Here is a 22,681-nt window from a genome sequence, read left to right as displayed (position 1 = left end):
CAGCCTTGGAGGCAAGGGCGCCGGAGCCCGCGCGGGGCGGGGCACGCACGGGCCCCGTGCCGCGCCCGGCCCCGTCGCCGCCCGAGCCGCCCGGCCTGCGTAGGCGCGAGGACGAGAACGAGGCCGAGAGGCCTGCCGATTTCCTCAGTACCCAGACTGCGCAGGCGCGAGGGCAGGGACCGGGCGCGGGAATGCGGACATGGGCGACAAGGGGCGCGGAGGGGCACCCGGGCGGGGGCGGGCCGGGACAGCCTGCGCCTCGCTCGCCGCGAGTCGCTCAATGCCCCGTTCCGCAAGGGGAGAAAAGGGGAAAAAGGCTTCCATCCTGCCCGGCATGCGCGCCTTTTCGTTTGGACCCCGGGCAGGGACGTTTTTGAAGTGTCGTGAAATCAGGTTGTTACAAAAAGTAAAAAGCAGGTTGACATTTTGTTTGTTTTTTCACAAGAAAGAGGGCCAGTTCGGACGATAACCGGGGGGCTCCGCAGGGAGACGGTCGGCGCCGCGCGCCGGAGAGTTGTTTGCCGAGATCGTCCGGTGTTCATTGCCTAGAGCAAAAAAACCTTACTTAGAAGGAGTTGGACAATGTCGAGACTGGTTCCTCCGCACGGTGGTAAAGGCCTTGTCGAGTGTCTGCTGAAGGGCAAGGCCCTCGAGGACGCGAAGAAGAAGGCCGAAGGCCTCAAGAAGATCGAAATTTCCGACCGCGTGAAGGGCGACTGCATCATGCTCGGCATCGGCGGCTTCTCGCCCCTGAACGGCTTCATGAAGAAGGCCGACTGGAAGAGCGTCTGCGAGAAGTTCACCCTGGCCGACGGCACCTTCTGGCCCGTGCCGGTCGTCTGCGACACCAACGACGAGTCCGTGAAGGCCGGCGACGAAGTCGCCCTGGTCGGCAAGAAGGGCACCATCTACGCCATCCTGAAGGTCGAGGAGAAGTATGAGCTCTCCGAGGCCGAGAAGAAGTGGGAATGCGAGATGGTCTTCAAGGGCAACGGCGACGACTCCAAGAAGTTCTGGGACGTCGCGCTGGCCGATCACCCGGGCGTGCAGATGGTCATGGGCCAGGGCAAGTACAACCTCGCCGGCACCGTGCAGGTGCTCTCCGAGGGCGACTACCGCGAGAAGTTCCCGGGCGTCTACCTGACCCCCGCCGAGATCCGCGCCCAGATGGACGCCAAGGGCTGGGCCAACGTCGCCGCCCTGCAGCTGCGCAACCCCATGCACCGCTCCCACGAGTTCCTGGCCAAGATCGCCGTGGAAGTCTGTGACGGCGTGGTCATCCACTCCCTCATCGGCAACCTGAAGCCCGGCGACATCCCGGCCGACGTGCGCATCAAGTGCATCCAGACCCTGATCGACAAGTACTTCGTGAAGGAAAACGTGATCAACGCCGGCTACCCGCTCGACATGCGCTACGCCGGTCCGCGCGAGGCGCTGCTGCACGCCACCTTCCGCCAGAACTATGGCATCAACTGGATGCTGATCGGCCGCGACCACGCGGGCGTGGGTGACTTCTACACCCTGTTCGAGGCGCAGGAGATCTTCGACAAGATCCCCTACCAGGACGGCTGCGCCGACGCCGGCAAGGCCCTGATCTGCAAGCCGATGAAGATCGACTGGACCTTCTACTGCTTCAAGTGCGACGGCATGGCCTCCATGCGCACCTGCCCGCACACCAAGGAAGACCGCGTCATCCTCTCCGGCACCAAGCTGCGCAAGGCCCTGTCCGAGGGACAGCCGGTCGTGGATCACTTCGGTCGCGAAGAGGTCCTCGAGATCCTGCGCGGCTACTACGCCGGCCTGACCGAGAAGGTCGAGGTCAAGATGCAGAAGGCCGCCTCCGGCGCCACCATGAAGTAGTCTTGTTCCCAAAAGGAACTAGCGCTTGTGAAGAGGGGTGCGTCCGCAAGGGCGCACCCTTTTTTTGCGTTTTCGTTACACTGCCGTGGGGTTGGATTGTCTAGTCAACCTAGCGCAATAATAGCAGTTTTTCGGAAGCGTTCGGCTTGTGAAAAAGACGTCAAAATCTACCGCCAGGGCCTTGCGTTTTAAGGCACGAGGGGATACATTTGCGTTTGCCCAAAGAGACGGGGGAAGTGTTCACCTCCTTGTGAAGATTGACGTTTTCGCTCTCGGACCGAGAAGTGTGGGGCGGGATTCCGACCTACCCGTGCTGAAAAAAGTGAGCAAGGTCAACCCTCTCGGGGCTGCAGCCGGAAGGTGGCTTGTAACAAAATTCACTTCCAGGTTGACGACGGGTTGAAGGCTTGTTAAAACATGCACAAGCTCAACGACCGGCAGACATTCTGCTTTTCGCAACGAGGGACGCAACGCATGAACCGCCTCAATAGCACCGCATTCTGTGACTGTATGCAGTCTGCCGTCTGGATGGCGGGGCGCATGCGCGGCTGAAAAGCGGGGAAGATCGGACGTCGATCGCCCTGCTTTTTTTTATAACGGTATCTGGAAACCCTTAAATCCACTGGTTAGGAGGTTGCGTTATGCCCACCTTTGTCGACCCGAGCAAGTGCGATGGCTGCAAAGGCGGCGAAAAGACCGCCTGCATGTACATCTGCCCGAACGACCTGATGATCCTGGATCCTGAGGAGATGAGGGCGTTCAACCAGGAGCCCGAGGCTTGCTGGGAGTGCTACTCCTGCGTGAAGATCTGCCCGCAGGGCGCCATCAGCGCCCGCCCCTACGCCGACTTCGCGCCCATGGGCGGCACCTCGATCCCGATGCGCGGCGCCGAAGACATCATGTGGACCGTCAAGTTCCGCAACGGCAACGTGAAGCGCTTCAAGTTCCCCATCCGCACCACGCCTGAAGGCTCCATCAAGCCCTACGATGGCAAGCCCGAGGCGGGCGACCTCGAGAACGAGCTGCTCTTCACCGAGACCGCTCTCAAGGCCCCCAAGGAAGTCCTCAACAAGAAGTTCGAGATCGCCGACGCCGGCATGGACCAGTGCTGGTTCGACCTGCCCTGCGAAGGCGGCAACCGCTAGGCTTCGCCCTCGCGGTTAGTGTTTCCCTGAGAAACCGAAACGAACACATTTCAGAGGAGATATCACCATGCCCAAGATTCCTGTTAAAATTCCTTCGCAGGGCGTGCCCGTTGCCGCTCCGGAGATCATCGAGAAGGACGTCGACATCCTCATGGTCGGTGGCGGCATGGGCTGCTGCGGCGCGGCCTACGAGGTCGTCCGCTGGGCCGACAAGTACGCCCCCGATCTGAAGATCCAGCTGGTCGACAAGGCCGCCCTCGAGCGCTCCGGCGCCGTGGCCCAGGGCCTGTCCGCCATCAACACCTACCTCGGCAAGAACGATCCCGACGACTACGTGCGCATGATCCGCACCGACCTCATGGGCATCGTCCGCGAAGACCTGATCTTCGACCTCGGCCGTCACGTCGACGACTCCGTCCACCTCTTCGAGGAGTGGGGCCTGCCCTGCTGGATCAAGGACGGCGATCACAACCTGGACGGCGCCCAGGCCAAGAAGGCCGGCAAGTCCCTGCGTGCCGGCGACGACCCGGTCCGCTCCGGCCGTTGGCAGATCATGATCAACGGTGAGTCCTACAAGTGCATCGTGGCCGAGGCCGCGAAGAACGCCCTGGGCCAGGAGCGTTACATGGAGCGCGTCTTCATCGTGAAGCTGCTCCTGGACGCCAACACGCCCAACCGCATCGCGGGCGCCGTCGGCTTCTCCACCCGTGAGAACAAGGTCTACGTCTTCAAGACCAACGCCATGCTCGTGGCCTGCGGCGGCGCGGTGAACGTGTACCGTCCCCGCTCCACCGGTGAGGGCATGGGCCGCGCCTGGTACCCCGTGTGGAACGCCGGTTCGACCTACACCATGTGTGCCCAGGTCGGCGCCGAGATGACCATGATGGAAAACCGCTTCGTGCCCGCCCGCTTCAAGGACGGTTACGGCCCGGTCGGCGCCTGGTTCCTGCTCTTCAAGGCCAAGGCGACCAACTCCAAGGGCGAGGACTACTGCGCCACGAACGCGGCCATGCTGAAGCCCTACGAGGAGCGCGGCTACGCCAAGGGTCACATCATCCCGACCTGCCTGCGTAACCACATGATGCTGCGTGAGATGCGCGAGGGTCGTGGTCCCATCTACATGGACACCAAGACCGCGCTGCAGACCACCTTCCAGAAGCTCTCCCCCGAGCAGCAGAAGCACCTCGAGTCCGAGGCGTGGGAAGACTTCCTCGACATGTGCGTCGGCCAGGCCAACCTCTGGGCCTGCCAGAACATCGAGCCCGAGAACCGCGGTTCCGAGATCATGCCCACCGAGCCGTACCTGCTCGGTTCGCACTCCGGCTGCTGCGGCATCTGGGTCTCCGGCCCGGACGAGTCCTGGGTTCCCGAGGACTACAAGATCAAGGCCGACGACGGCAAGATCTACAACCGCATGACCACGGTCAACGGCCTGTTCACCTGCGCTGACGGCGTGGGCGCCTCCGGCCACAAGTTCTCCTCCGGCTCCCACGTTGAAGGCCGCATCGTCGGCAAGCAGCTGGTGCGCTGGTGCGTGAACCACAAGGACTTCAAGCCTGCCCTGAAGCAGTCCGCTGCCGATCTCGCCAAGGAGATCTACCAGCCGGTCGAGAACTTCAAGGCTGGCGTGTCCGTGTCCACCGACCCGGTCGTCAACCCGAACTACATCTCTCCCAAGAACTTCATGATGCGCCTCGTCAAGGCCACGGACGAGTACGGCGGCGGCGTGGGCACGATGTACGTGACCTCGCAGTCCCTGCTCGAGACCGGCTTCAAGCTCCTCGAGATGCTCGAGGAAGACTCCCGTAAGCTGGCTGCCCGCGACCTGCACGAGCTCATGCGCTGCTGGGAGCAGTTCCACCGCCTCTGGACCGTGCGCCTGCACATGCAGCACATCCACTTCCGTCAGGAGTCCCGTTACCCCGGCTTCTACTACCGTGGTGACTTCATGGGCCTGGACGATTCCAAGTGGAAGTGCTTCGTCAACTCCAAGTACGACCCCGAGAAGGGCGAGACCAAGCTCTTCAAGCGTGCGTACTGGCAGGTCATCCCGGATCCCATGCATCCGTAGTCTCATCGGGGCCGCAGGCTTAGGCCTGCGGCCCCATTTCCTTTTGCACGGCGCCTCAGCATATGGCATGAGATCAAGCCGTGAGCGGGCGGGCTCGTAGAGTCCGGATCGCGTTTTGTTCTCAGGCCATATGAGCGAGCCCGAAATCCGTTGAGGGAGGAGTGCACATGGCGAATACGAGCATCCTGGTTGTCGGAGGCGGTTTCAGCGGTCTTACGGCCGCCCTCGAAGCCGCCGAAGTCGGCCACGAGGTCTTCATTGTCGAGAAGAATCCCTTCTTGGGAGGCCGCGTGGCGCAGCTGAACAAATATTTCCCGAAGCTGTGCCCCCCTTCCTGCGGCCTTGAGATCCAGTTCCAGCGGGTCAAGAACAATCCCCTGGTCAAGGTCCTGACCATGGCCGAGGTCACCGGCGTCTCCGGCGGCCCCGGCAACTACGAGGTCTCGGTCAGCATCAAGCCCCGCCACGTCGGTCCCGGCGCGGCGGATCTGTCTGGCGACGCCGCGGCCCTGTCCGCGAGCGTGCCGAGCGAGTTCGAGCTGGGCATGGGCACGCGCAAGGCGCTGTACATGGACATGCCCTTCGCCTTCCCGCACCGCTACGTGCTGGACAAGGCGAACCTGACCGAGAACGAGGCCAAGGCGCTCGCCGCCAACGAGGCCATCGACCTCGCGGAGCAGGAGAAGAGCATCACCCTGAACGTGGGCGCCATCATCTACGCCACCGGATGGAAGCCCTACGACATGACCAACCTGACCAACCTCGGGGCGGGCATGGTTCCCAACGTGGTCTCGAACATGCAGCTCGAGCGCCTGGCCGCGCCGAGCGGCCCGACCAAGGGCAGGATCGTGCGTCCCACGGACGGCGCCGCGCCCAAGCGCGTGGCCTTCGTGCAGTGCGCCGGCTCGCGCGACGAGAACCACCTGAACTACTGCTCCTACATCTGCTGCATGGCCTCGCTGAAGCAGGCCGCCTACATCCGCGAGCAGATGCCCGAGACCGACGTGGTCATCTACTACATCGACCTGCGCACGCCTGGCCGCTACGAGAACTTCAAGCAGCGCATCCTGGCGGACGAGAAGATCAAGACCGTGAAGGGCAAGGTCGCCAAGATCGAGGCCTCGGGCGGCAACGTCAAGGTCACGGTCGAGGACGCGGTCACCGGACTCAAGGGCGAGGACGTCTTCGACATGGTCGTCCTGGCCACGGGCATGCAGCCCACGCTCGCGGGCGCCCCCCTGCCCAAGGGCGTCGAAGTCGACCAGGACGGTTTCCTCGTCAACGGCGAGGAGAAGGGCATCTTCGCCGCGGGCTGCGCCAAGCTGCCCCTCGACGTGATGAAGTCGGCCCAGTCCGCGACCGGCGCCGCCCTGAAAGCGATTCAAACGGTGAGAGGGAGGTAACCCGACATGCCCGAGAAGATCGGTGTCTACATCGACGAATCCTGCCTCGGCTCGGTCCTCTCCGCCGAGCCGCTGGTCGAATTCGTCAAGAATCGTTTCAGCAAAGAGGTTTCGGTGGTCAGGAGCCACCCGCGCCTGAGCTCGGTGGACGGCCAGAAGCTCATCCAGGCCGACATCGACGCGGGCGACGTGGACGCGGTGTGCATCTGCGGCACCTCGCCCCGCTATGACTCGGACCTCTTCAGCTTCACCGGCGACGCCCTGGTCGACCGCGTGAACCTGCGCGAGTTCGTGGCCAAGGCCTACAAGAACCCGGACGGCTCCGTGCCCAAGGCCGGCGACGCCGTGCCCGAGGAACTGCGCCTGATGGTCGAGGACTACCTGAAGATGGGCGTCCTCAAGCTGACCAAGATGGCCGCGCCCGCCCCGGAGATCCCGGAAGGCGTGAAGACCATCCTGGTGCTCGGCGGCGGCTGGACCGGCCTCAACGCCGCCCAGGCCGCGACCACCGCGGGCTTCGACGTGGTGCTCGTGGAGAAGAGCGACCAGCTCGGCGGCAAGGCGCTGAACCTCTTCAAGTCCTTCCCGCTCTCCGCCCCCTGGACCCAGACCGAGGACACCGGCATCGCCGCCCTGGCGCAGGCCGTGCAGTCCAACCCCAAGGTCAAGGTCTACCTCGGCAAGACGCTCGAGAAGCTCGAAGGCGCCCCGGGCATGTACCAGGCGACCATCGGCGGCGAGAACGTGGCCGTGGGCTCGGTCGTGCTGGCCACGGGCTTCGACCCGCAGGACGGCAAGTACCTCGAGCCGCTGGGCTACGGGAAGCTCAAGAACATCGTCACCACGCGCGAGTTCGAGAAGCTCGCCAAGGACGGCCTCAAGGCCAAGCGCGTGGCCTTCATCGCCGACATCGGCGTGTGCATGGAGCAGGGGCTCGCCGCCGAGGCCGCCCAGGCCGAGGCCGATCTGGCCGCGGCCGAAGCCGCCAAGGACGCTCCCAAGGAGGAGAAGGCCGAGGGCGAGGAGAAGACCGTGGTCTTCAAGGACCTCGAGTCCTGCAAGCACCTGGCCTTCAGCTCGGAGCTCAACTCCCTGGTGGCGCTCAAGCAGGCCGGCTACGTGGCCGACTCCGCACCGGACGCCATGGGCTACGTCTTCTACGACCACATGATGGTCCCGGGCATCAACGAGCGCTACTACAAGGCCGCCCAGGACAAGCCCGGCGTCATGCTGACCAAGGGCCGCATCACGGGCATCCGCGAGGAGGGCTCGGGCCTGGTCGTGCTCGCCCAGGACACCCTGCTCGGCGAGTCCGTCGAGCTGGCCGTCGACATGGTCGTGCTGCCCACGGGCATGGTCCCGACCACGGCGCACGGCCCGGTGGTCAACTTCGCCTACCGCCAGGGCCCGGCCTTCCCGGACCTGGAGCTGTTCAGCGGCTTCGCCGACTCGAACTACATCTGCTTCCCCTACGAGACGCGCCGCACCGGCGTGTACGCCGCAGGCTGCGTGCGCCAGCCCATGAGCATGGCAATGTCCCGCGAGGACGCCAACGGCGCCGTGCTCAAGGCCATCCAGTGCATCAGCTCGCTGAACCGCGGCGTGTCGGTGCACCCGCGCTCGGGCGACAAGTCCTACCCGAAGTTCAACTTCGTGCGCTGCACCCAGTGCAAGCGCTGCACGGAGGAATGTCCCTTCGGCGCGCTGGACGACGATCCCAAGGGAACGCCGATGCCGAACCCGACGCGCTGCCGCCGCTGCGGCACCTGCATGGGCGCCTGCCCGGAGCGCGTCATCAGCTTCGACAACTACAACGTCGACATGATCGGCACCATGATCAAGAGCGTGGAGATCCCGCCCAAGATCGACGAGGGCGGCCCCCGCGCCATCATCCTGGCCTGCGAGAACGACGCCTACCCGGCGCTGGACATCGCGGCCATGCGCGGCAGCCGCTGGAGCCCGTACGTGCGCATCGTGCCGGTGCGCTGCCTGGGCTCGGTGAACACCATCTGGATCGCCGACGCCATGTCCAAGGGCACGGACGGCGTGCTTCTGCTGGGCTGCAAGTACGGAGAGGACTACCAGTGCCACTTCGTCAAGGGCTCGGAGCTGTGCAGCCGCCGCATGGTCAACGTGGCCGAATCGCTGAACCGTCTGGGCGTCGAGCCCGAGCGCGTCGTGCAGAAGCAGGTCGCCATCGACGAGTACGATCAGGTGCCGCTGATCATCGACGAGTTCATGAACTACATCTTGAAGCTCGGCCCCAACCCCTTCAAGGGTTACTAGGTCAGAAGGGAGGACGATCACATGTCGAACCCGGTCCGCATCCAACCCGACCTGCAGTTCGTCAAGGACCTGCAGCAGGTGGGCGGCGATACGCTGAAGCGCTGCTACCAGTGCGCCACGTGCTCGGTCGCCTGCCCCATCTCTCCCGCCGAGAATCCCTATCCGCGGAAGGAGATGATCTGGGCGCAGTGGGGCCTCAAGGACAAGCTGGTCAATGACATAGACATCTGGCTGTGCCACAACTGCGGCAACTGCTCCGACCTCTGTCCCCGCGGCGCCAAGCCGGGCGACCTCCTGGCCGCCCTGCGCAACATGGCCTACCGCAAGGTCGCCGAGCCCGCCATCGTCGGCGAGTGGATGAGCTCTTCCAAGTACCTGCCCATCCTCATCGCCATCCCGGCGATCCTCTGGCTGGTCATCTGGACGCTGCGCGCCGGCGTGCTGGGGACCTTCTTCCCCACCTTCGTGGCCAACGGCCACGAGTGGGAAGTGGTCAAGGAAGGCGGCAAGGTGGTCTTCGGCGGGCTCTTCCCCGGCGACTTCACCATCGACCCGATCTTCGTCCTGACCTTCTTCTTCATGGTCTGGACGTTCTACAAGGGTGTGAAGCGGCTCATCGCCTCCTTCGACGTGCCCACGACCTTCGCCATCGCGGGCAAGCCGAACCCCTCCATGTGGGAGGCCTTCAAGACCACGGTGGGCTGCGAGATCGCGACCCACTCCAAGTGGAAGAAGTGCGGCGAGGACACCGAGGCCGACCAGCAGAAGTTCAAGGGCCACCTGACCCTGTTCTACGCCTTCCTGGCCCTGCTCGTGGTCACCGGCTCCATCGCCACCGGCCACTGGGGCGGCAACGTCCTGCGCTTCCTCACCGGCTCGAGCCTGGGGATCCTGGACTTCTTCGGCCACACGCCGCTGCCGTTCTACAACCCGATCAAGCTGCTGGCCATCGTCGGCGCCTGCCTGTTCGTCTACGGACTGGCCAAGCTGACCACGCGCCGCATGAACCAGAACACCAAGAAGCACGGCTCTTCCTGGTACGACTGGTACCTGCTCGGTCTCATCTGGACCGTGGGCCTCACGGGCATCTTCTCGCTGCTCCTGCGCCTGGCCAACGTGCCCGGCCTGGCCTACCCGATGTACTACGTCCACCTCGTTGCGGTGTGGATGCTCATCGCCTACCTGCCCTGGTCCAAGCTCGGGCATTTGGTATATAGAACCGCGGCCCTGACGTATGCGCGTCACATCGGCCGCATCCCCATGGAAACCAAAGAGGAAAAGACTTTTGTCCTCTAATCGAGAGACGACAAGGGAGGATCAAATCATGGCTGAAGCGCGCAAGACTTTCCCGATGAGCACCTTCGCTGCGTACCTCAAGGGCGCGGGCAAGGAAGGCCAGAAGCAGAACATCACCGAGCTGCTTTCGTTCATGACCGGTTCCGCCATCGACGCCGAGGGCGAGCCCTTCGCCGCGGCCCTGGCCAAGGCCTGGATCTACGAGCAGCATCCCGAGCTGGCCAAGATGGCCGCCGGTCAGGTGGGCGGCCTGGGCGACAACGTCTCCGTGGTCGAGCTGCCCGAGGGCGTGAAGTCCGACGTGGCCGCGATCTTCGCCAAGCTGGGCGAGTACCGCAAGACCATCGCCGACCAGAAGACCCGCGTGGCCGAGCTCGAGAAGAAGCTGGCCGAGACCGAGGGCAAGCTGGCCGAGACCTCCAAGGCCATGGCCGACTACAAGGGCAAGTACGAGGCCCTCGAGGCCTCCGGCAAGGGCGAGGGCGAGAAGGTCATCGTCGCGGCCGAGGAGAAGGTCACGGGCCTGAACACCCAGCTGGGCGACCTGGCCGGTGAGATCGAGAAGGTCAAGTCGAGCATCATCGCCATCCTGAAGGCCGCTCCGGCCGGTGGCGCCGCCGGCGGTGCCGCGGCCTCCGAGACGGCCGGTGCCGGTGCCCCCGAGGTGGGCGGCGCGCCTGCCGACACCTTCGGCTTCGGCTCCGATCCCTTCAGCGACAACGAATGGTAGTCGCTTCTTGACGTAATTGTCGAACGGCCCCGGCCGGCATTCTGCCGGCCGGGGTTTTTTTATCCCCAAACGGTACGAATCTTCTTCGTGCCGAACCTGACTTTCTTGTCATTGCGCGAACGATCTTCGGCATGTCTTCGGACATGACGCCTTTTTACCTATATGCTGCCTTTTTTGCTGACAATTGTGTGAAATGGCCGCGCTTGATTTTGCCCGTCGTTTCATTGTAAAGATGGCGCCACTATGGGACATTTGCGGCTGAACGACGTCTGCGTCAGGTTCGGCGGGCTGCAGGCGCTCGCGAACGTTTCCTTCGACCTCAGGCCCGGGGAGATTCTCGCCCTCATCGGCCCGAACGGCGCGGGAAAGACCACTGTCTTCAACGTCATCACCGGGGTCTACAAGATATCCTCCGGCGCGGTGACCTACGGCGAGTCGAGCATCTCCGGGCTTCGGCCGCACCACATCCTGGCCGCGGGCATCGCCCGCACGTTCCAGAACATCCGTCTGTTCACGGCCATGACCGCGCTCGAGAACGTCATGGTCGCCCAGCACTGCCGCTCCCGCTGCGGCGTCTTCTCCGCCGTGCTGCGCTCACGCTCGCAGCGCGAGGAGGAGGCGCAGATCCGCGCCAAGGCCCGCGAGGCCCTGGACTTCGTGGGCATGGGCCATCTCGCCGACGACGTCGCGCGCAACATGTCCTACGGCATGCAGCGCCGCCTGGAGATCGCCCGGGCCCTGGGCAGCGAGCCGCGCACCATTCTCCTGGACGAACCCGCCGCGGGGCTGAACCCCGCGGAGAGCAAAGAGCTCATGGATCTGATCCTGCGCATCGCAGACACCGGCATCAACGTCCTCATGGTCGAGCACGACATGAAGGTGGTCATGGGCATCAGCCACCGCGTGGCCGTGCTGGACCACGGCGTGCTCATCAGCCACGGACGGCCGGACGAGGTGCAGCGCGACCCCAAGGTGATCGAGGCCTATCTCGGCCAATAACTCAACCGTGGAGGGAGTAGGAATGAACAGGAACATGTGGCGTGTGCTCGTGCTGGCGCTTGCGCTCAGCCTCGCCTGCGGCGCTACCGCCTGGGCGGCCAAGCTCAAGATCGGCAGCATGTCCCCCCTGACCGGCCCCTACGCCGCCGACGGCAACGACATCGCCAACGGCGTGCGCGCGGCCATCGCGGCCATCCAGAAGGACGGCGGCATCCCGGGTTACGACGGCATCGAGCTCCTGGCCGAGGACACCGCCTGCGATCCGAAGCAGGCCGTGGCCGCCGCCAACAAGCTCTTGTCCGAAGAGGTCGTCGGCGTCGTCGGCGCCTACTGCTCCAGCGCCACGATCCCGGCCTCCGATGTCCTGGCCGAGGAGAACATCCCCATGCTGACGCCGGCCTCGACCAACGAGAAGGTCACCGAGCGCGGCCTCAAGTACATGTTCCGCATCTGCGGCCGTGACGACGACCAGAGCGTCGCCGCCGTGGAGTTCATGACCAACTACCTGAAGGCCAAGACCCTCTACGTGGTCGACGACAAGACGACCTACTCCCAGGGGCTGGCCGACAACGTCGAGAAGCTGGCCGCCAAGAAGGGGATCAAGGTCATCGCCCACGACCACGTCAACCAGGGCGACAAGGACTTCTCCGCGGTGCTCACCAAGGTCAAGGACGCCCATCCCGACGTCCTGTACATGAGCCTGCAGAACTCCTCCTCCGGCGCGCTGATGCTCATCCAGGCCCGCCGCGCGGGCATCAAGGCCGCGATCATCGGCCAGGACGCCGTGTACCATCCGCAGCTCATCGAGATCGCCAAGGACGCCGCCGAGGGCGCGTACCTGACGTTCGGCTACATCGATCCGCAGACCCCGGCCTACAAGAAGTTCCTGGAGGCCTACAAGCCCTACGGCGAGCCCGGCGCCTACTCCGGCTACGCCTATGACGCCGCCTACACACTGCTCTCCGCCATCAAGGAGGCCAAGTCCACCGATCCGGCCAAGATCAGGGCCGCGATCATGAAGATGGACTACCAGGGCGCCTCCAAGGTGATCAAGTTCAAGGAGAACGGCGACTCCGGCTCCAACTACATCATCCGCGAGGTCAAGGGCGGGAAGTTCATCAACTTCTGGAACCCTGCCACCGGCAAGACCTACTAGTCACGACCACGTGAGGGGGGCCCGCGGGCCCCCCTTTTCTCGGTCCCTTCGGGGCTGCACCCCGGCGCTCCCGGGCATGGACAACAACAGGGCGGCACATGGACTTCTTTCTGCAGCAATGCCTGAACGGCCTGACCCTGGGTGGCCTGTACGCGCTCATCGCGCTCGGCTACACCATGGTCTACGGCATCATCCAGCTCATCAACTTCGCGCACGGCGAGTTCTTCGCCGCGGGCGGATACGTGGGCGTCATCCTCCTCTCGCTCATGGCCGCGCACGGCATGACCGCGAGCCATCCCTGGCTGTGCATGGTCCTGGCGCTGATCCTGACCATGGGCTACTGCGCGCTCCTGGCCATGGCCGTGGAGAAGGTGGCCTACAAGCCGCTCAGGAACTCCTCGCGCCTGTCCGTGCTGCTCTCCGCGCTCGGCATGTCCATCTTTCTGCAGAACGGCATGATGCTCACCCAGGGCGTGTACGACAAGGCCTACCCCACGCAGATGGTGGAGGGCCACGTGATGCTCGGCGGCATCCGCGTCTCGCTCATGCAGGGCATCATCCTCGGCGTCACGGCCGTGCTCCTCTTCGGGCTGAACGCCCTGGTCTTCCGCACCAACGTGGGCAAGGCCATGCGCGCCACGGCGCAGGACAAGGTCATGGCCGCACTCGTGGGCATCAACTCCAACCGCATCATCTCGCTGACGTTCGCCATCGGCGCGGGGCTGGCCGCGGCCGCGGGCATCATGGTCGGCTTCAACTACGGCTCCGTGCGCTACGACATGGGCTTCGTGCCCGGCATCAAGGCCTTCGCCGCCGCCGTGCTCGGGGGCATCGGCAACATCACGGGCGCCATGGTCGGCGGCCTGATCATCGGCATGGTCGAGGTCATGGCCGCTGCCTACATAAACGGCGGCACGGAGTACAAGGACGTCTTCGCCTTCATCATCCTGATCGCGGTGCTCTACTTCATGCCCACCGGCATCATGGGGGAGAATGTCGATGACACGCGCGTCTAGGAAGCACTGGCTGCTCTTCGCCCTCGGGCTCGGATGGTTCCTCGTCCTGCTCTGGCCGATGCTCGGCATCCACGAGGACGGCTCGCTCTCCTTTTCCGAGACCTTCGCGGTCTGGGGCCGGGTGTCCTTGGTGGCGCTCGTCTGCATGGCCGTGTGGCAGCTTCGCCGCTCGGGCGTGCTCGACTTCCTCGACGCCCCGGCCGCCAGGGTGCGCGACTCGGCCACGGCCCTTGCCGGACGCCTGCCGCGCTGGATGTGGCTGAGCGTGCTGCTCGCCTTCGCGCTGACGTATCCCCTGTACACGGAGCGCTACGCCCAGGACGTGGCCGTGCAGGTGCTCATCTACGTCTGCCTCGGCCTCGGCCTCAACGTGGTCGTGGGCCTGTGCGGCCTGCTGGACCTCGGCTACATCGCCTTCTACGGCGTGGGCGCCTACACCTACGCGCTGCTCAGCATCCACTACGGCATGTCGTTCTGGCTCTGCCTGCCCATCGCCGCGGTCTTCGCCACGGTGGCGGGCTGCATCATCGGCTACCCGACCCTGCGCATGCGCGGCGACTATCTGGCCATCGTCACGCTCGGCTTCGGCGAGATCGTGCGCATCGTGCTCAACAACTGGATGAGCCTGACCAACGGCCCCAACGGGCTCCTCGGCATCAAGCCCGCGGGCATCTACCTGCCGAGCTTCATGAACGGGCTCTCCTTCGAGCACATCTGGCTGAAGAAGCTCGAGTACCTCTACTATGTCATCCTGGGGCTTGCGGTCTTCACCGTCATCGCCGTGCGCCGCCTGAACTTCTCGCGCATCGGCCGGGCCTGGGAGGCCATCCGCGAGGACGAGACCGCGGCCGAGGTCATGGGCGTGAACACCTTCATGCTGAAGCTCATGGCCTACGCCTCGGGCGCCGCCTTCGGCGGCCTGGCGGGCGTGTTCTTCGCGGCGCGCATGCGCTTCGTCTCTCCGGAGTCCTTCTCCTTCATGGAATCGGTGATGGTCCTGTCCATGGTCGTGCTCGGCGGCATGGGCTCGATCCCGGGCATCATCCTCGGCGCGCTGGCGCTCATCGCGCTGCCCGAGGCCTTCCGGGGATTCGAGCTCTACCGCATGCTGGCCTTCGGCGGGGCCATGACCCTGATGATGCTCATCCGCCCTGCGGGCCTGATCCCGGCCAAGCGCATGGGCAAGCGCGGCGAGGAGGCGGAATAGATGTCCGAAACCGGCAGGGCCGTCCAGAGCGGCGAGCCCATTCTCGAACTGACCGACGTCACCGCCCACTACGGCCGCATCCAGGCGCTCAAGGGGATATCCCTCAAGGCCTGGCCCGGCGAGATCGTGACCATCATCGGCGCCAACGGCGCGGGCAAGTCCACCACGCTCATGACCATCTGCGGCGTCGTGCGCGCGAGCTCCGGCGACGTGCGCTTCGACGGGCAGAGCATCCGCGACGTCTCCTCGGACCGCCTGCCGCCCATGGGGCTGTGCCAGGTGCCCGAGGGCAGGCGCATCTTCCCGCGCCTGTCCGTGGCGGAGAACCTGGACATGGGCGCCTTCTTCCGCAGGGACCAGGAGGACATCCGGCGCGACAAGGACATGATCTACGACCTCTTCCCGGTGTTGCGGGAGCGCCGTCGCCAGCCCGGCGGCACCCTCTCCGGCGGCGAGCAGCAGATGCTGGCCATCGGCCGCGCGCTCATGAGCCGCCCGCGCCTGCTGCTGCTCGACGAGCCCTCCCTCGGCCTCGCGCCGCTCGTGGTCAAGCAGATCTTCTCCATCGTCAAGCGCATCAACGAGGAGAACCGCACCACCATCCTGCTCGTGGAGCAGAACGCCAACCTGGCGCTGCAGCTGGCCACGCGCGGCTACGTGCTGGAGACGGGCTCCGTGGTGCTCGAGGACGACGCGGCGGCGCTGCTCGGCAACCCGCAGATCCGCAAGGCCTACCTCGGAGAGTAGTCCGCCGCGTTCCGAAGCCGTCGCCTGCATCCGCCTGCGGCTGTCCGGATGTTCCCTGTTGCCCGATTTTGCTTTGCAATATCGGCACACCCTGATACAAAGACCGAAAAAATAGGTCTATCGGGGCGCTCATGGGTGCGATGTTCAATCCGGCCAAAGAGATCAAGACCCACATAGGCAAGGCCAAGGTCTATCTCAACAAGCATCAGACCGTGCGTTGCATGGGCGAGTTGCTTGCGGCCATCAAGATCCACATCTTCTGCCAGAAGAAGATTCTCGGCACCGACAAGATCGAGATCGAGTATTCGCTCGACGAGCTCATGAACGGTCTGTCGGCCGTGCCCGAGCTCAAGCGCTACATCTCCTCACCCCTGACCTACAAGAAGGGCGCCGAGCGGCGCACCTACATGGTGCTCATCCGCATCCTCAGGCGTATCCGCGACGACATGGAGCGGGGCACGCCCACGGAAAGCCCCGAGGAACTGGAGGCCAAGCGCAAGCGCCAGGCCATGCTCGGCAAGATGGAAGAGTTCCTGATGAAGGGCGACCAGATGATGGTCGCGGCCATCGTCAACAAGCTGGTCAGCGAGTCCGGGGGTGATTCCTACGTGCTCATGGACGTGGCCGAGCGCTTCTACAAGGCCAAGGACTGGCGCGGCGTGGTGCAGCACTCGCTGGAGGCCATCCGCAAGAACCCCAAGGAGATGCGGGCCTACAAGCTGGCCATCAACGCGTACCGCTTCCTCAAAGAGTACGACGCGGCCATGGCCCTGTTCAAGCAGGCCATCGGCGTCTTCGGCCACCACCCGAACATCTACATCAACCTGACCAAGCTCTACTACGAGTGGGGCAAGCCCAAGAAGGCTTACGAGGCCGCCATGATGACCCTGAAGCTCGAGCCCGGCAACGTCGAGGCCGCGCGCTTCGTGGAGATTCTCGGCCCCAAGCTCGGCCTGGGCGATGCGCCCGCCGCGTCCGCCGAGGGCGAAGCCCCCGCGGCGCAGGCTGAGACGGCCGCCGAGCCGCCCTTGACCGCGGAATCCTGATCCGCCCGCGCGGCGGCCCCGCGCGCTCCCCCTCGCTCCTTATCGCTCCTTCTCGTTGCCCTTGCCACGACGGTCGGCATCCGGCCAATGGCATCCGGCCGACAGCGCCAGGCCTACAGCGCCCGGCATCCGCATCGGCCCGTCCGCAAACGACGTCCCCTGCATCCGGCGCGGCCGGTTCCGGGCGTTCGGGCCTCGCGTCAGCCGAGGACGTGCAAAGGGAAGGGGAGGGGAGGGCCCGGCGGCGGCGTATCAGAAAGGCGGACGACGCCTTACGCGGCGTCGATGAAGGCCTGCATGCGCCGCAGGACCAGGTCCATGAGCTGCCCGTAGGCCGGGCGGAGCGCCTGCACCGCGTCGCGGTCGCCCTCGCGGCAGGCCTGTTCCACGCGCAGGGAGAGCTCCATGAGAGCGGGGGCGTTGACCGTGCCGCACATGCCCTTCAGCGAATGCGCGGCCTTGGCCGCCGCGGGCAGGTCGTCCGCGTCCGCGGCCTGCTCGAAGCGCTCGAGGCGCTGCGGCCCGTCCTCGAGGAAGAGGGCGTAGATCTCCTTCAGGAAATCGACCTCGTTGTCCAGGCGGTCCAGGGACTTGGCCGTGTCGAGCACCTCTTCTTCGGCGAGGCTGGTGAGATCGGGCGCGTTGTCCACCGGGGCGTCCTTGCGTGAAAGTGTCAGCCGATGGTAGTTGATAGCTCCCTTTGCAGGCTCCCGCAAGCCGCAACCCGCAAGACGATCGCATCTCGGGCCGGAACGGGCCTTTTTGACGCCGACGCGGCGATGGTGTAGCCAGGGCGCACGGCCCGGGCCTCGCCCGCCTGCCGCGACGTTTCACGAACGACGCACGAACACTCCCCTCCCAGGATACCCCGCAAGGACATTGCCGAAGGATATCCCCGTGAGGATGCTCGAGGACATCATGCAACGCGCCATGCGCTCCCTGGCCCTGCTCTGCACCCTGTGCCTGCTCCTGAACCTCGTGGCCGCGGCCGTCGCCCACGGCCAGACCGACGAGGACCTGGAGCGCAACGAGAAGAACCGCCTCCTGGAGCAGACCTACAAGAAGCGGCTCAAGGCCTGGCGGGCCGAGCGCCTGCGCGAGAGCGTGCTGCTTTCCACCCCGCGGGCCCGCCAGGAGCGCGAGGACGAGTTCGCCGCGCGCGTCTCGGACATGAGCCTGCGCGAGAAGGTCGGCCAGGTCTTCATGGTCACCTTCCCGGGCAACGTCTATTCGGGCGATGTGGCCGACCTCGTGGAGAAGGAGAAGGTCGGCGGGGTCATCCTCTACGGCATCTCCGGCAACCTCGGCCCGGCGCGCCGGCTGAAGCGGCTCACGGACGAGCTGCAGGGCCACGCGACCGTGGACGGCGACCATCTGCCGCTCTTCGTGGCCGTGGACCAGGAAGGGGGCACCGTGTCGCGCCTGCGCGACGGCTTCACCCAGTTCCCCTCGGCCATGGCGCTGGGCGCCACGGGCGACCCGGACAACGCGGACTACGAGGCCCGGATCATGGCCACGGAGCTGCTCGGGGTGGGGGTGAACGTGGACTTCGCGCCCGTGGCCGACGTGAACACCAATCCGGAGAATCCGGTCATCGGCCTTCGCTCCTTCGGCTCGGATCCCTATCTCGTGGCCGCCTTCGTGCGCGCCTTCGTGGAGTCCAGCCGTTCCGAGGGACTGCTCTGCGCGGCCAAGCACTTCCCCGGCCACGGCGAGGCCGCGGTGGATTCCCACGTGGGCCTGCCGAGCCTGCCCTTCGACGCGGCCCGGCTCGAGCGCGTGGAGTTTCCGCCCTTCATCGCGGCCATCGCGGCCAAGACGCCCATGATCATGACCGCGCACATCGCCCTGCCCAAGCTGAACCCCGAGGATCCCACGCTGCCCGCCACGCTCTCGCCCGCCGTGCTTCAGGGGCTTTTGCGCGGCACGCTCGGCTACAAGGGCGTCATCGTCACGGACTCGCTGTTCATGGGAGCGGTCATGAAGCGCTTCGGCCCGGCCGAGGCCGCGGTCAAGGCCTTCGAGGCGGGCGCGGACCTGCTCCTCTTCGGCGCGGACCTCTATGACCGGGGCGAGGGCGAGAAGACCGTGGGCTACGAGAAGGCGGCCATGCAGGCGCTCTACGACGCGGTCAAGTCCGGCCGCGTCTCCGAGAAGCGCCTGGACGCGTCCGTGGAGCGCATCCTGCGCGCCAAGTCGCGCATCGCGCCCCGCCTGCTGGTGCCCAGGGACGACCGCTACGCCCTGGTCTCGGCGGGCGACGACGCGGGCCGGGAGGCCGCGGAGTTCATGGCCGGAGAGGCCGTGACCCTGGTGCGCAACCAGGGCTTCCTGCCGCTCGGCGAGACCGGCGGGCTGGCGGTGATCTATCCGAAGAAGCTCGACGCGGTGGGCAAGGCCTTCGATTCCGGCCTGCCCTGGGCGAAGCTCGTGCCCGTGGCCGACGACCCGACGGACGACGACGTGGCCCGGGCCAAGGCCACGGTCAAGGCCGCCGGGGGCCGCGCCCTGGTCGTGGTCAGCGGCGTGGCGCGCCATCCGGCGCAGGAGGCGCTCGTGCGCGCGCTCGCCGCGCAGAAGGGCGCGAAGATCGGTGTGGTCGCGGCCGGGCTGCCCTACGACCTCCTGCAATTCAAGGAGGCCCCGCTGCTCGTGGCCACCTACGGCGCGCACCCGGGAGCCTTCGCCGCCCTGGCCGCGGTCTGCGCGGACGAACAGCGCTTCACCGGGCATCTGCCCGTCTCCCTGCCTGGCCTGGGCGACGTGGGCTTCGCCGCGCCGCTCAGGCGCTAGGGATCCTTCGCCGGGGCGTTCGCGTCACCTTCCGGGGCCGCGTCGGTCTTCGCCGCGGCCTCGGCGCGCTTCGCGTCGAACTCGCGGCGCAGGCGTTGCAGCACGTGCTCGTAGCCTCCGGGCGCATGGGGCACGGTGCACCCCGAGCAGTCCTTGATGCCGTCCGGCGTGAGCGTGGGCCTGCCGCCGCACCCTTTCAGGAAATACAGCGGACAGAAGCAGAAGAGGCAGTTGAAGTCCTCCTCGGCCACGCCCTTGTGGCAGGGGAAGTAGGCGCAGTCGCGGTTTGTGAAGAAGCTGTGGGAGTTCTTCATGCCGCGGCCTCCGTCCCGGCCGCCGTCCTGCCCCGCGCCGCGCGCGGCGGTGCGAAGAAGCGCAGGCGCAGCGCGTTGCTGACCACGGAGACCGAGGAGAGCGCCATGGCCGTGCCCGCGATCATGGGGTTCAGGATGGGCCCGCCGAAGAGGTGCAGCACGCCCATGGCCACGGGGATGCCGACGACGTTGTAGCCGAAGGCCCAGAACAGGTTCTGGCGGATGTTGCGCATCACGGCGCGCGACAGCGCGAGCGCGGTGACCACGCCCGAAAGCTCGCCGCCCATGAGCACCACCTCGCCCGCCTCCACGGCCACGTCCAGGCCGGTGCCCATGGCCAGCCCCACGTCGGCCTGGGCCAGGGCCGGGGCGTCGTTCACCCCGTCGCCGACCATGGCCACGGACAGTCCGTCGGCCTGCAGCTTCCTCACCTCCTCGGCCTTGCGGTCGGGCAGCACCTGGGCCAGCACGCGCGAGACGCCCGCCTGCGCGGCCACGGCGCGCGCCGTGGCCTCCAGGTCGCCGGTGAGCATGACCACGCTGACGCCCATCCTCTCGAGCTCGGCCACCACCGCGGGGGCGTCGTCCTTCAGCACGTCGCTCACGCCGAGCAGCCCGGCCGGGCGTCCGTCCACGGCCACGTAGAGCGGCGTGCCGCCCGAGGAGGCGATGCGCCCGGCGACCGCCTCGTCGAACGTGTTCGCGCCGAGGGACTCCATGAAGGTCCGGGTGCCCACGGCCACGGCCTTGCCCGCCACCCGGGCCGTGACCCCGCGGCCGGGCAGGGCCTCGAAGTCCTCGGCCTTGGCCACGGCAAGGCCCTTCTCGCGCGCCGCGCGCGTCACGGCCCCGGCCAGGGGGTGCTCGCTGCCGGTCTCGGCCGCGGCGGCCAGGGCCAGCAGGGCGTCACCGTCCAGCCCCTGCGCGGGCGCGTTGGTGGAAAGCTCGGGCCTGCCCCGGGTCAGGGTGCCGGTCTTGTCGAAGACCACGGCCGCCACCTTCTCCGCCTTCTGCAGCGCCTCGCCGCTCTTGATGAGCACGCCGAGCTGCGCGCCCCGCCCCATGCCGACCATGAGCGAGGTGGGCACGGCGAGCCCCATGGCGCAGGGGCAGGCGATGACCAGCACGGCCACGAAGACGCGCAGCGCGAAGGTGAACTCGGCCCCGCCGACCCACCAGGCGAGCCCGGCGAGGAGCGCGAGGCTCATGACGATGGGCACGAAATAGTAGCTCACGCGGTCGGCCAGCCCGGCGATGGGCGCCTTGGAGCCCTGGGCGCGCCGCACGAGCTCCACGATGCGGGACAGGGTCGAGTCAGCGCCCACGCGCCTGGCCTCGATGGTCAGCGCGCCCTGGATGTTCATGGTTCCGCCCGTGACCTCTGCCCCGGCGGTCTTGCCCACGGGCATGGACTCGCCCGTGAGCATGGACTCGTCCACGCTCGAGCGGCCTTCCAGGACCGCGCCGTCCACGGGCACGCGCTCGCCCGGGCGCACCAGCAGCCGGTCGCCCGGCTCGATCTCGTCCAGGGAGACCACGCGCTCGACGTCGCCCTCGGGACCCGACTCGATGAGCGTTGCCGTGTCCGGGGCCAGCTCCATGAGCTTCTGGATGGCGCCCGAGGTGCGCAGCTTGGCCCGCGCCTCCAGGTACTTGCCGAGCGAGATGAGCGTCAGCAGCACGGCCGCAGACTCGAAGTAGAGGTCGTGCGCCCGGGCCACGGCGGAGAGCCCGCCCCCGCCGTCCACGACGACCATCGCGCCGAGCTGCCAGAAGGAATAGGCGAGGGCCGCGCCCGTGCCCACGGCCACCAGCGAATCCATGTCCGGCGAGCGCCGCGCCAGGGCCGGGAAGCCGCGCAGGTAGAAGTGGCGGCCGGTGTAGACCACGGGCAGGGTGAGCAGGGCCTGGACCACGGTGAAGGTGAGCGGCGCGATGCCCGGCGCGAGGAAGGGCGGCAGCGGCAGGCCGAACATGTGGCCCATGGAGAGGTAGAGGAGCGGGATGACGAACCCGAAGGCCGGGATCAGCTCGCGCCGCATGCCTGCCAGGCGCTCCTCGGCCTCGCGGCGGCGCATGTCGAAGACGTCCTTGCCCGCGGCCCGCGTGCGCGCCTGAAAGCCGAGCGCGCGGACGGCGTCCTTGATCGCCCTGGGCGAGGTCTTCGCGGGATCGTAGACCACGCGCCCGGTCTCGTCGGCCAGGTTGACCGCGGCCTCGGCCACGCCCTCCATGCGCCCCACCACGCGCTCGATGCGCGCCTGGCAGGAGGCGCAGTGCATGCCCTCGATGTCGAGCTCCAGGACCTGCTCCTTTTGCGGCAGCACGACCTCGAAGCCGAGCTTGGAGACGCTTTCGGCGATGGCCTCGGGCGAGAGCCGGGCGGGGTCGTAGTCCACCTCCATGCTCTCGGCGGCCAGGTTGACGCTGACCCTGTCCACGCCCTCGGTGCGGGAGAGCACGCGCTCTATGCGGCCCTGGCAGGCGGCGCAGTGCATGCCCTTGACCGGCGCGGCCAGGCGGGAGGAGGTTCTTTCGGAAGAACTGTCGGTATTCTCGGGAGCCTTCGTGGTCTGTTCCATGATCCTGAAAGTATGCGCATTGTCCGGGAC

17 protein-coding genes are annotated in these 22,681 nt (G+C 66.4%); 14 read left to right on the top strand and 3 right to left on the bottom strand.

The genetic code is table 11. The features are described from left to right. The first annotated feature begins 582 nt into the window (after positions 1 to 582). The 13 genes from sat to DSX2_RS02495 all read left to right on the top strand — a co-directional run bounded on the left by sat (position 583) and on the right by DSX2_RS02495 (position 16,962). The gene (gene sat / locus DSX2_RS02555; RefSeq protein WP_020879469.1) at positions 583 to 1,860 is read left to right on the top strand and encodes a sulfate adenylyltransferase; all 1,278 of its coding nucleotides are present in this window, start codon (positions 583 to 585) and stop codon (positions 1,858 to 1,860) included. A 641-nt stretch (positions 1,861 to 2,501) separates the two neighbouring features. Continuing rightward, positions 2,502 to 3,005, top strand: a complete 504-nt coding sequence (aprB, locus tag DSX2_RS02550; protein ID WP_020879468.1) for an adenylyl-sulfate reductase subunit beta — start codon at positions 2,502 to 2,504, stop codon at positions 3,003 to 3,005. A 67-nt stretch (positions 3,006 to 3,072) separates the two neighbouring features. Then, positions 3,073 to 5,076 carry an adenylyl-sulfate reductase subunit alpha gene (aprA, locus tag DSX2_RS02545; RefSeq protein ID WP_020879467.1) on the top strand — a complete coding sequence of 668 codons (2,004 nt, stop codon included), beginning with the start codon at positions 3,073 to 3,075 and terminating at the stop codon, positions 5,074 to 5,076. Positions 5,077 to 5,243: 167 nt separating this feature from the next. Continuing rightward, positions 5,244 to 6,479, top strand: a complete 1,236-nt coding sequence (locus DSX2_RS02540; RefSeq protein WP_020879466.1) for a CoB--CoM heterodisulfide reductase iron-sulfur subunit A family protein — start codon at positions 5,244 to 5,246, stop codon at positions 6,477 to 6,479. A 6-nt stretch (positions 6,480 to 6,485) separates the two neighbouring features. Then, a complete protein-coding gene (locus DSX2_RS02535; RefSeq protein ID WP_020879465.1) occupies positions 6,486 to 8,765 on the top strand; it encodes a hydrogenase iron-sulfur subunit in 2,280 nt (759 codons plus the stop codon). 21 nt (positions 8,766 to 8,786) lie between these two features. Then, positions 8,787 to 10,061 carry a quinone-interacting membrane-bound oxidoreductase complex subunit QmoC gene (qmoC, locus tag DSX2_RS02530; RefSeq protein ID WP_020879464.1) on the top strand — a complete coding sequence of 425 codons (1,275 nt, stop codon included), beginning with the start codon at positions 8,787 to 8,789 and terminating at the stop codon, positions 10,059 to 10,061. 28 nt (positions 10,062 to 10,089) lie between these two features. Further along, entirely contained in the window at positions 10,090 to 10,791 is a 702-nt protein-coding gene (locus DSX2_RS02525; protein ID WP_020879463.1) for a hypothetical protein, read from the top strand. Positions 10,792 to 11,034: 243 nt separating this feature from the next. Beyond that, positions 11,035 to 11,790, top strand: coding sequence for an ABC transporter ATP-binding protein (locus DSX2_RS02520; protein WP_020879462.1), 756 nt, complete (start codon positions 11,035 to 11,037; stop codon positions 11,788 to 11,790). A 22-nt stretch (positions 11,791 to 11,812) separates the two neighbouring features. Further along, positions 11,813 to 12,946: a branched-chain amino acid ABC transporter substrate-binding protein gene (locus DSX2_RS02515; protein WP_020879461.1), complete on the top strand. Its 1,134-nt coding sequence runs from the start codon at positions 11,813 to 11,815 to the stop codon at positions 12,944 to 12,946. A gap of 98 nt (positions 12,947 to 13,044) precedes the next feature. Continuing rightward, positions 13,045 to 13,962, top strand: coding sequence for a branched-chain amino acid ABC transporter permease (locus DSX2_RS02510; protein WP_020879460.1), 918 nt, complete (start codon positions 13,045 to 13,047; stop codon positions 13,960 to 13,962). After that, the gene (locus tag DSX2_RS02505) at positions 13,946 to 15,169 is read left to right on the top strand and encodes a branched-chain amino acid ABC transporter permease (RefSeq protein WP_020879459.1); all 1,224 of its coding nucleotides are present in this window, start codon (positions 13,946 to 13,948) and stop codon (positions 15,167 to 15,169) included. Before DSX2_RS02510 ends, DSX2_RS02505 begins: the two co-directional genes overlap by 17 nt. Next, a complete protein-coding gene (locus tag DSX2_RS02500) occupies positions 15,170 to 15,916 on the top strand; it encodes an ABC transporter ATP-binding protein (RefSeq protein ID WP_020879458.1) in 747 nt (248 codons plus the stop codon). It begins immediately after the preceding gene. Between the two features lie 131 nt (positions 15,917 to 16,047). After that, positions 16,048 to 16,962, top strand: a complete 915-nt coding sequence (locus DSX2_RS02495) for a M48 family metallopeptidase (protein ID WP_020879457.1) — start codon at positions 16,048 to 16,050, stop codon at positions 16,960 to 16,962. A gap of 272 nt (positions 16,963 to 17,234) precedes the next feature. On the opposite strand, the gene DSX2_RS02490 is transcribed toward DSX2_RS02495, so the two are convergent. After that, positions 17,235 to 17,612 (bottom strand): Hpt domain-containing protein, encoded by a 378-nt coding sequence (locus DSX2_RS02490; protein WP_020879456.1) that lies wholly within the window; start codon positions 17,610 to 17,612, stop codon positions 17,235 to 17,237. Positions 17,613 to 17,865: 253 nt separating this feature from the next. Here DSX2_RS02490 and DSX2_RS02485 point away from each other — a divergent pair, with 253 nt between their 5' ends. Further along, positions 17,866 to 19,755, top strand: a complete 1,890-nt coding sequence (locus DSX2_RS02485) for a glycoside hydrolase family 3 protein (protein ID WP_152512818.1) — start codon at positions 17,866 to 17,868, stop codon at positions 19,753 to 19,755. On the opposite strand, the gene DSX2_RS02480 is transcribed toward DSX2_RS02485, so the two are convergent. Continuing rightward, positions 19,752 to 20,069 carry a cysteine-rich small domain-containing protein gene (locus tag DSX2_RS02480; RefSeq protein ID WP_020879454.1) on the bottom strand — a complete coding sequence of 106 codons (318 nt, stop codon included), beginning with the start codon at positions 20,067 to 20,069 and terminating at the stop codon, positions 19,752 to 19,754. The genes DSX2_RS02485 and DSX2_RS02480 overlap by 4 nt on opposite strands. Next, positions 20,066 to 22,567, bottom strand: a complete 2,502-nt coding sequence (locus tag DSX2_RS02475; protein WP_236615062.1) for a heavy metal translocating P-type ATPase — start codon at positions 22,565 to 22,567, stop codon at positions 20,066 to 20,068. The genes DSX2_RS02480 and DSX2_RS02475 overlap by 4 nt, the downstream gene beginning before the upstream one ends. Positions 22,568 to 22,681: the final 114 nt, after the last annotated feature.

The sequence above is a fragment of the Desulfovibrio sp. X2 genome, assembly GCF_000422205.1.
In the GTDB taxonomy this organism is placed as follows: Bacteria; Desulfobacterota; Desulfovibrionia; order Desulfovibrionales; family Desulfovibrionaceae; genus Alkalidesulfovibrio.
This window is presented reverse-complemented; position numbering and strand designations above follow the sequence as displayed.

What these genes read in the sequence shown, in the direction of transcription:
- sat (WP_020879469.1), top strand. Translation starts at nt 583, where the DNA reads ATGTCGAGACTGGTTCCTCCGCACGGTGGTAAAGGCCTTGTCGAGTGT.
- aprB (WP_020879468.1), top strand. Translation starts at nt 2,502, where the DNA reads ATGCCCACCTTTGTCGACCCGAGCAAGTGCGATGGCTGCAAAGGCGGC.
- aprA (WP_020879467.1), top strand. Translation starts at nt 3,073, where the DNA reads ATGCCCAAGATTCCTGTTAAAATTCCTTCGCAGGGCGTGCCCGTTGCC.
- DSX2_RS02540 (WP_020879466.1), top strand. Translation starts at nt 5,244, where the DNA reads ATGGCGAATACGAGCATCCTGGTTGTCGGAGGCGGTTTCAGCGGTCTT.
- DSX2_RS02535 (WP_020879465.1), top strand. Translation starts at nt 6,486, where the DNA reads ATGCCCGAGAAGATCGGTGTCTACATCGACGAATCCTGCCTCGGCTCG.
- qmoC (WP_020879464.1), top strand. Translation starts at nt 8,787, where the DNA reads ATGTCGAACCCGGTCCGCATCCAACCCGACCTGCAGTTCGTCAAGGAC.
- DSX2_RS02525 (WP_020879463.1), top strand. Translation starts at nt 10,090, where the DNA reads ATGGCTGAAGCGCGCAAGACTTTCCCGATGAGCACCTTCGCTGCGTAC.
- DSX2_RS02520 (WP_020879462.1), top strand. Translation starts at nt 11,035, where the DNA reads ATGGGACATTTGCGGCTGAACGACGTCTGCGTCAGGTTCGGCGGGCTG.
- DSX2_RS02515 (WP_020879461.1), top strand. Translation starts at nt 11,813, where the DNA reads ATGAACAGGAACATGTGGCGTGTGCTCGTGCTGGCGCTTGCGCTCAGC.
- DSX2_RS02510 (WP_020879460.1), top strand. Translation starts at nt 13,045, where the DNA reads ATGGACTTCTTTCTGCAGCAATGCCTGAACGGCCTGACCCTGGGTGGC.
- DSX2_RS02505 (WP_020879459.1), top strand. Translation starts at nt 13,946, where the DNA reads ATGACACGCGCGTCTAGGAAGCACTGGCTGCTCTTCGCCCTCGGGCTC.
- DSX2_RS02500 (WP_020879458.1), top strand. Translation starts at nt 15,170, where the DNA reads ATGTCCGAAACCGGCAGGGCCGTCCAGAGCGGCGAGCCCATTCTCGAA.
- DSX2_RS02495 (WP_020879457.1), top strand. Translation starts at nt 16,048, where the DNA reads ATGGGTGCGATGTTCAATCCGGCCAAAGAGATCAAGACCCACATAGGC.
- DSX2_RS02485 (WP_152512818.1), top strand. Translation starts at nt 17,866, where the DNA reads ATGCTCGAGGACATCATGCAACGCGCCATGCGCTCCCTGGCCCTGCTC.
- DSX2_RS02480 (WP_020879454.1), bottom strand. Translation starts at nt 20,069, where the DNA reads ATGAAGAACTCCCACAGCTTCTTCACAAACCGCGACTGCGCCTACTTC.
- DSX2_RS02475 (WP_236615062.1), bottom strand. Translation starts at nt 22,567, where the DNA reads ATGCACTGCGCCGCCTGCCAGGGCCGCATAGAGCGCGTGCTCTCCCGC.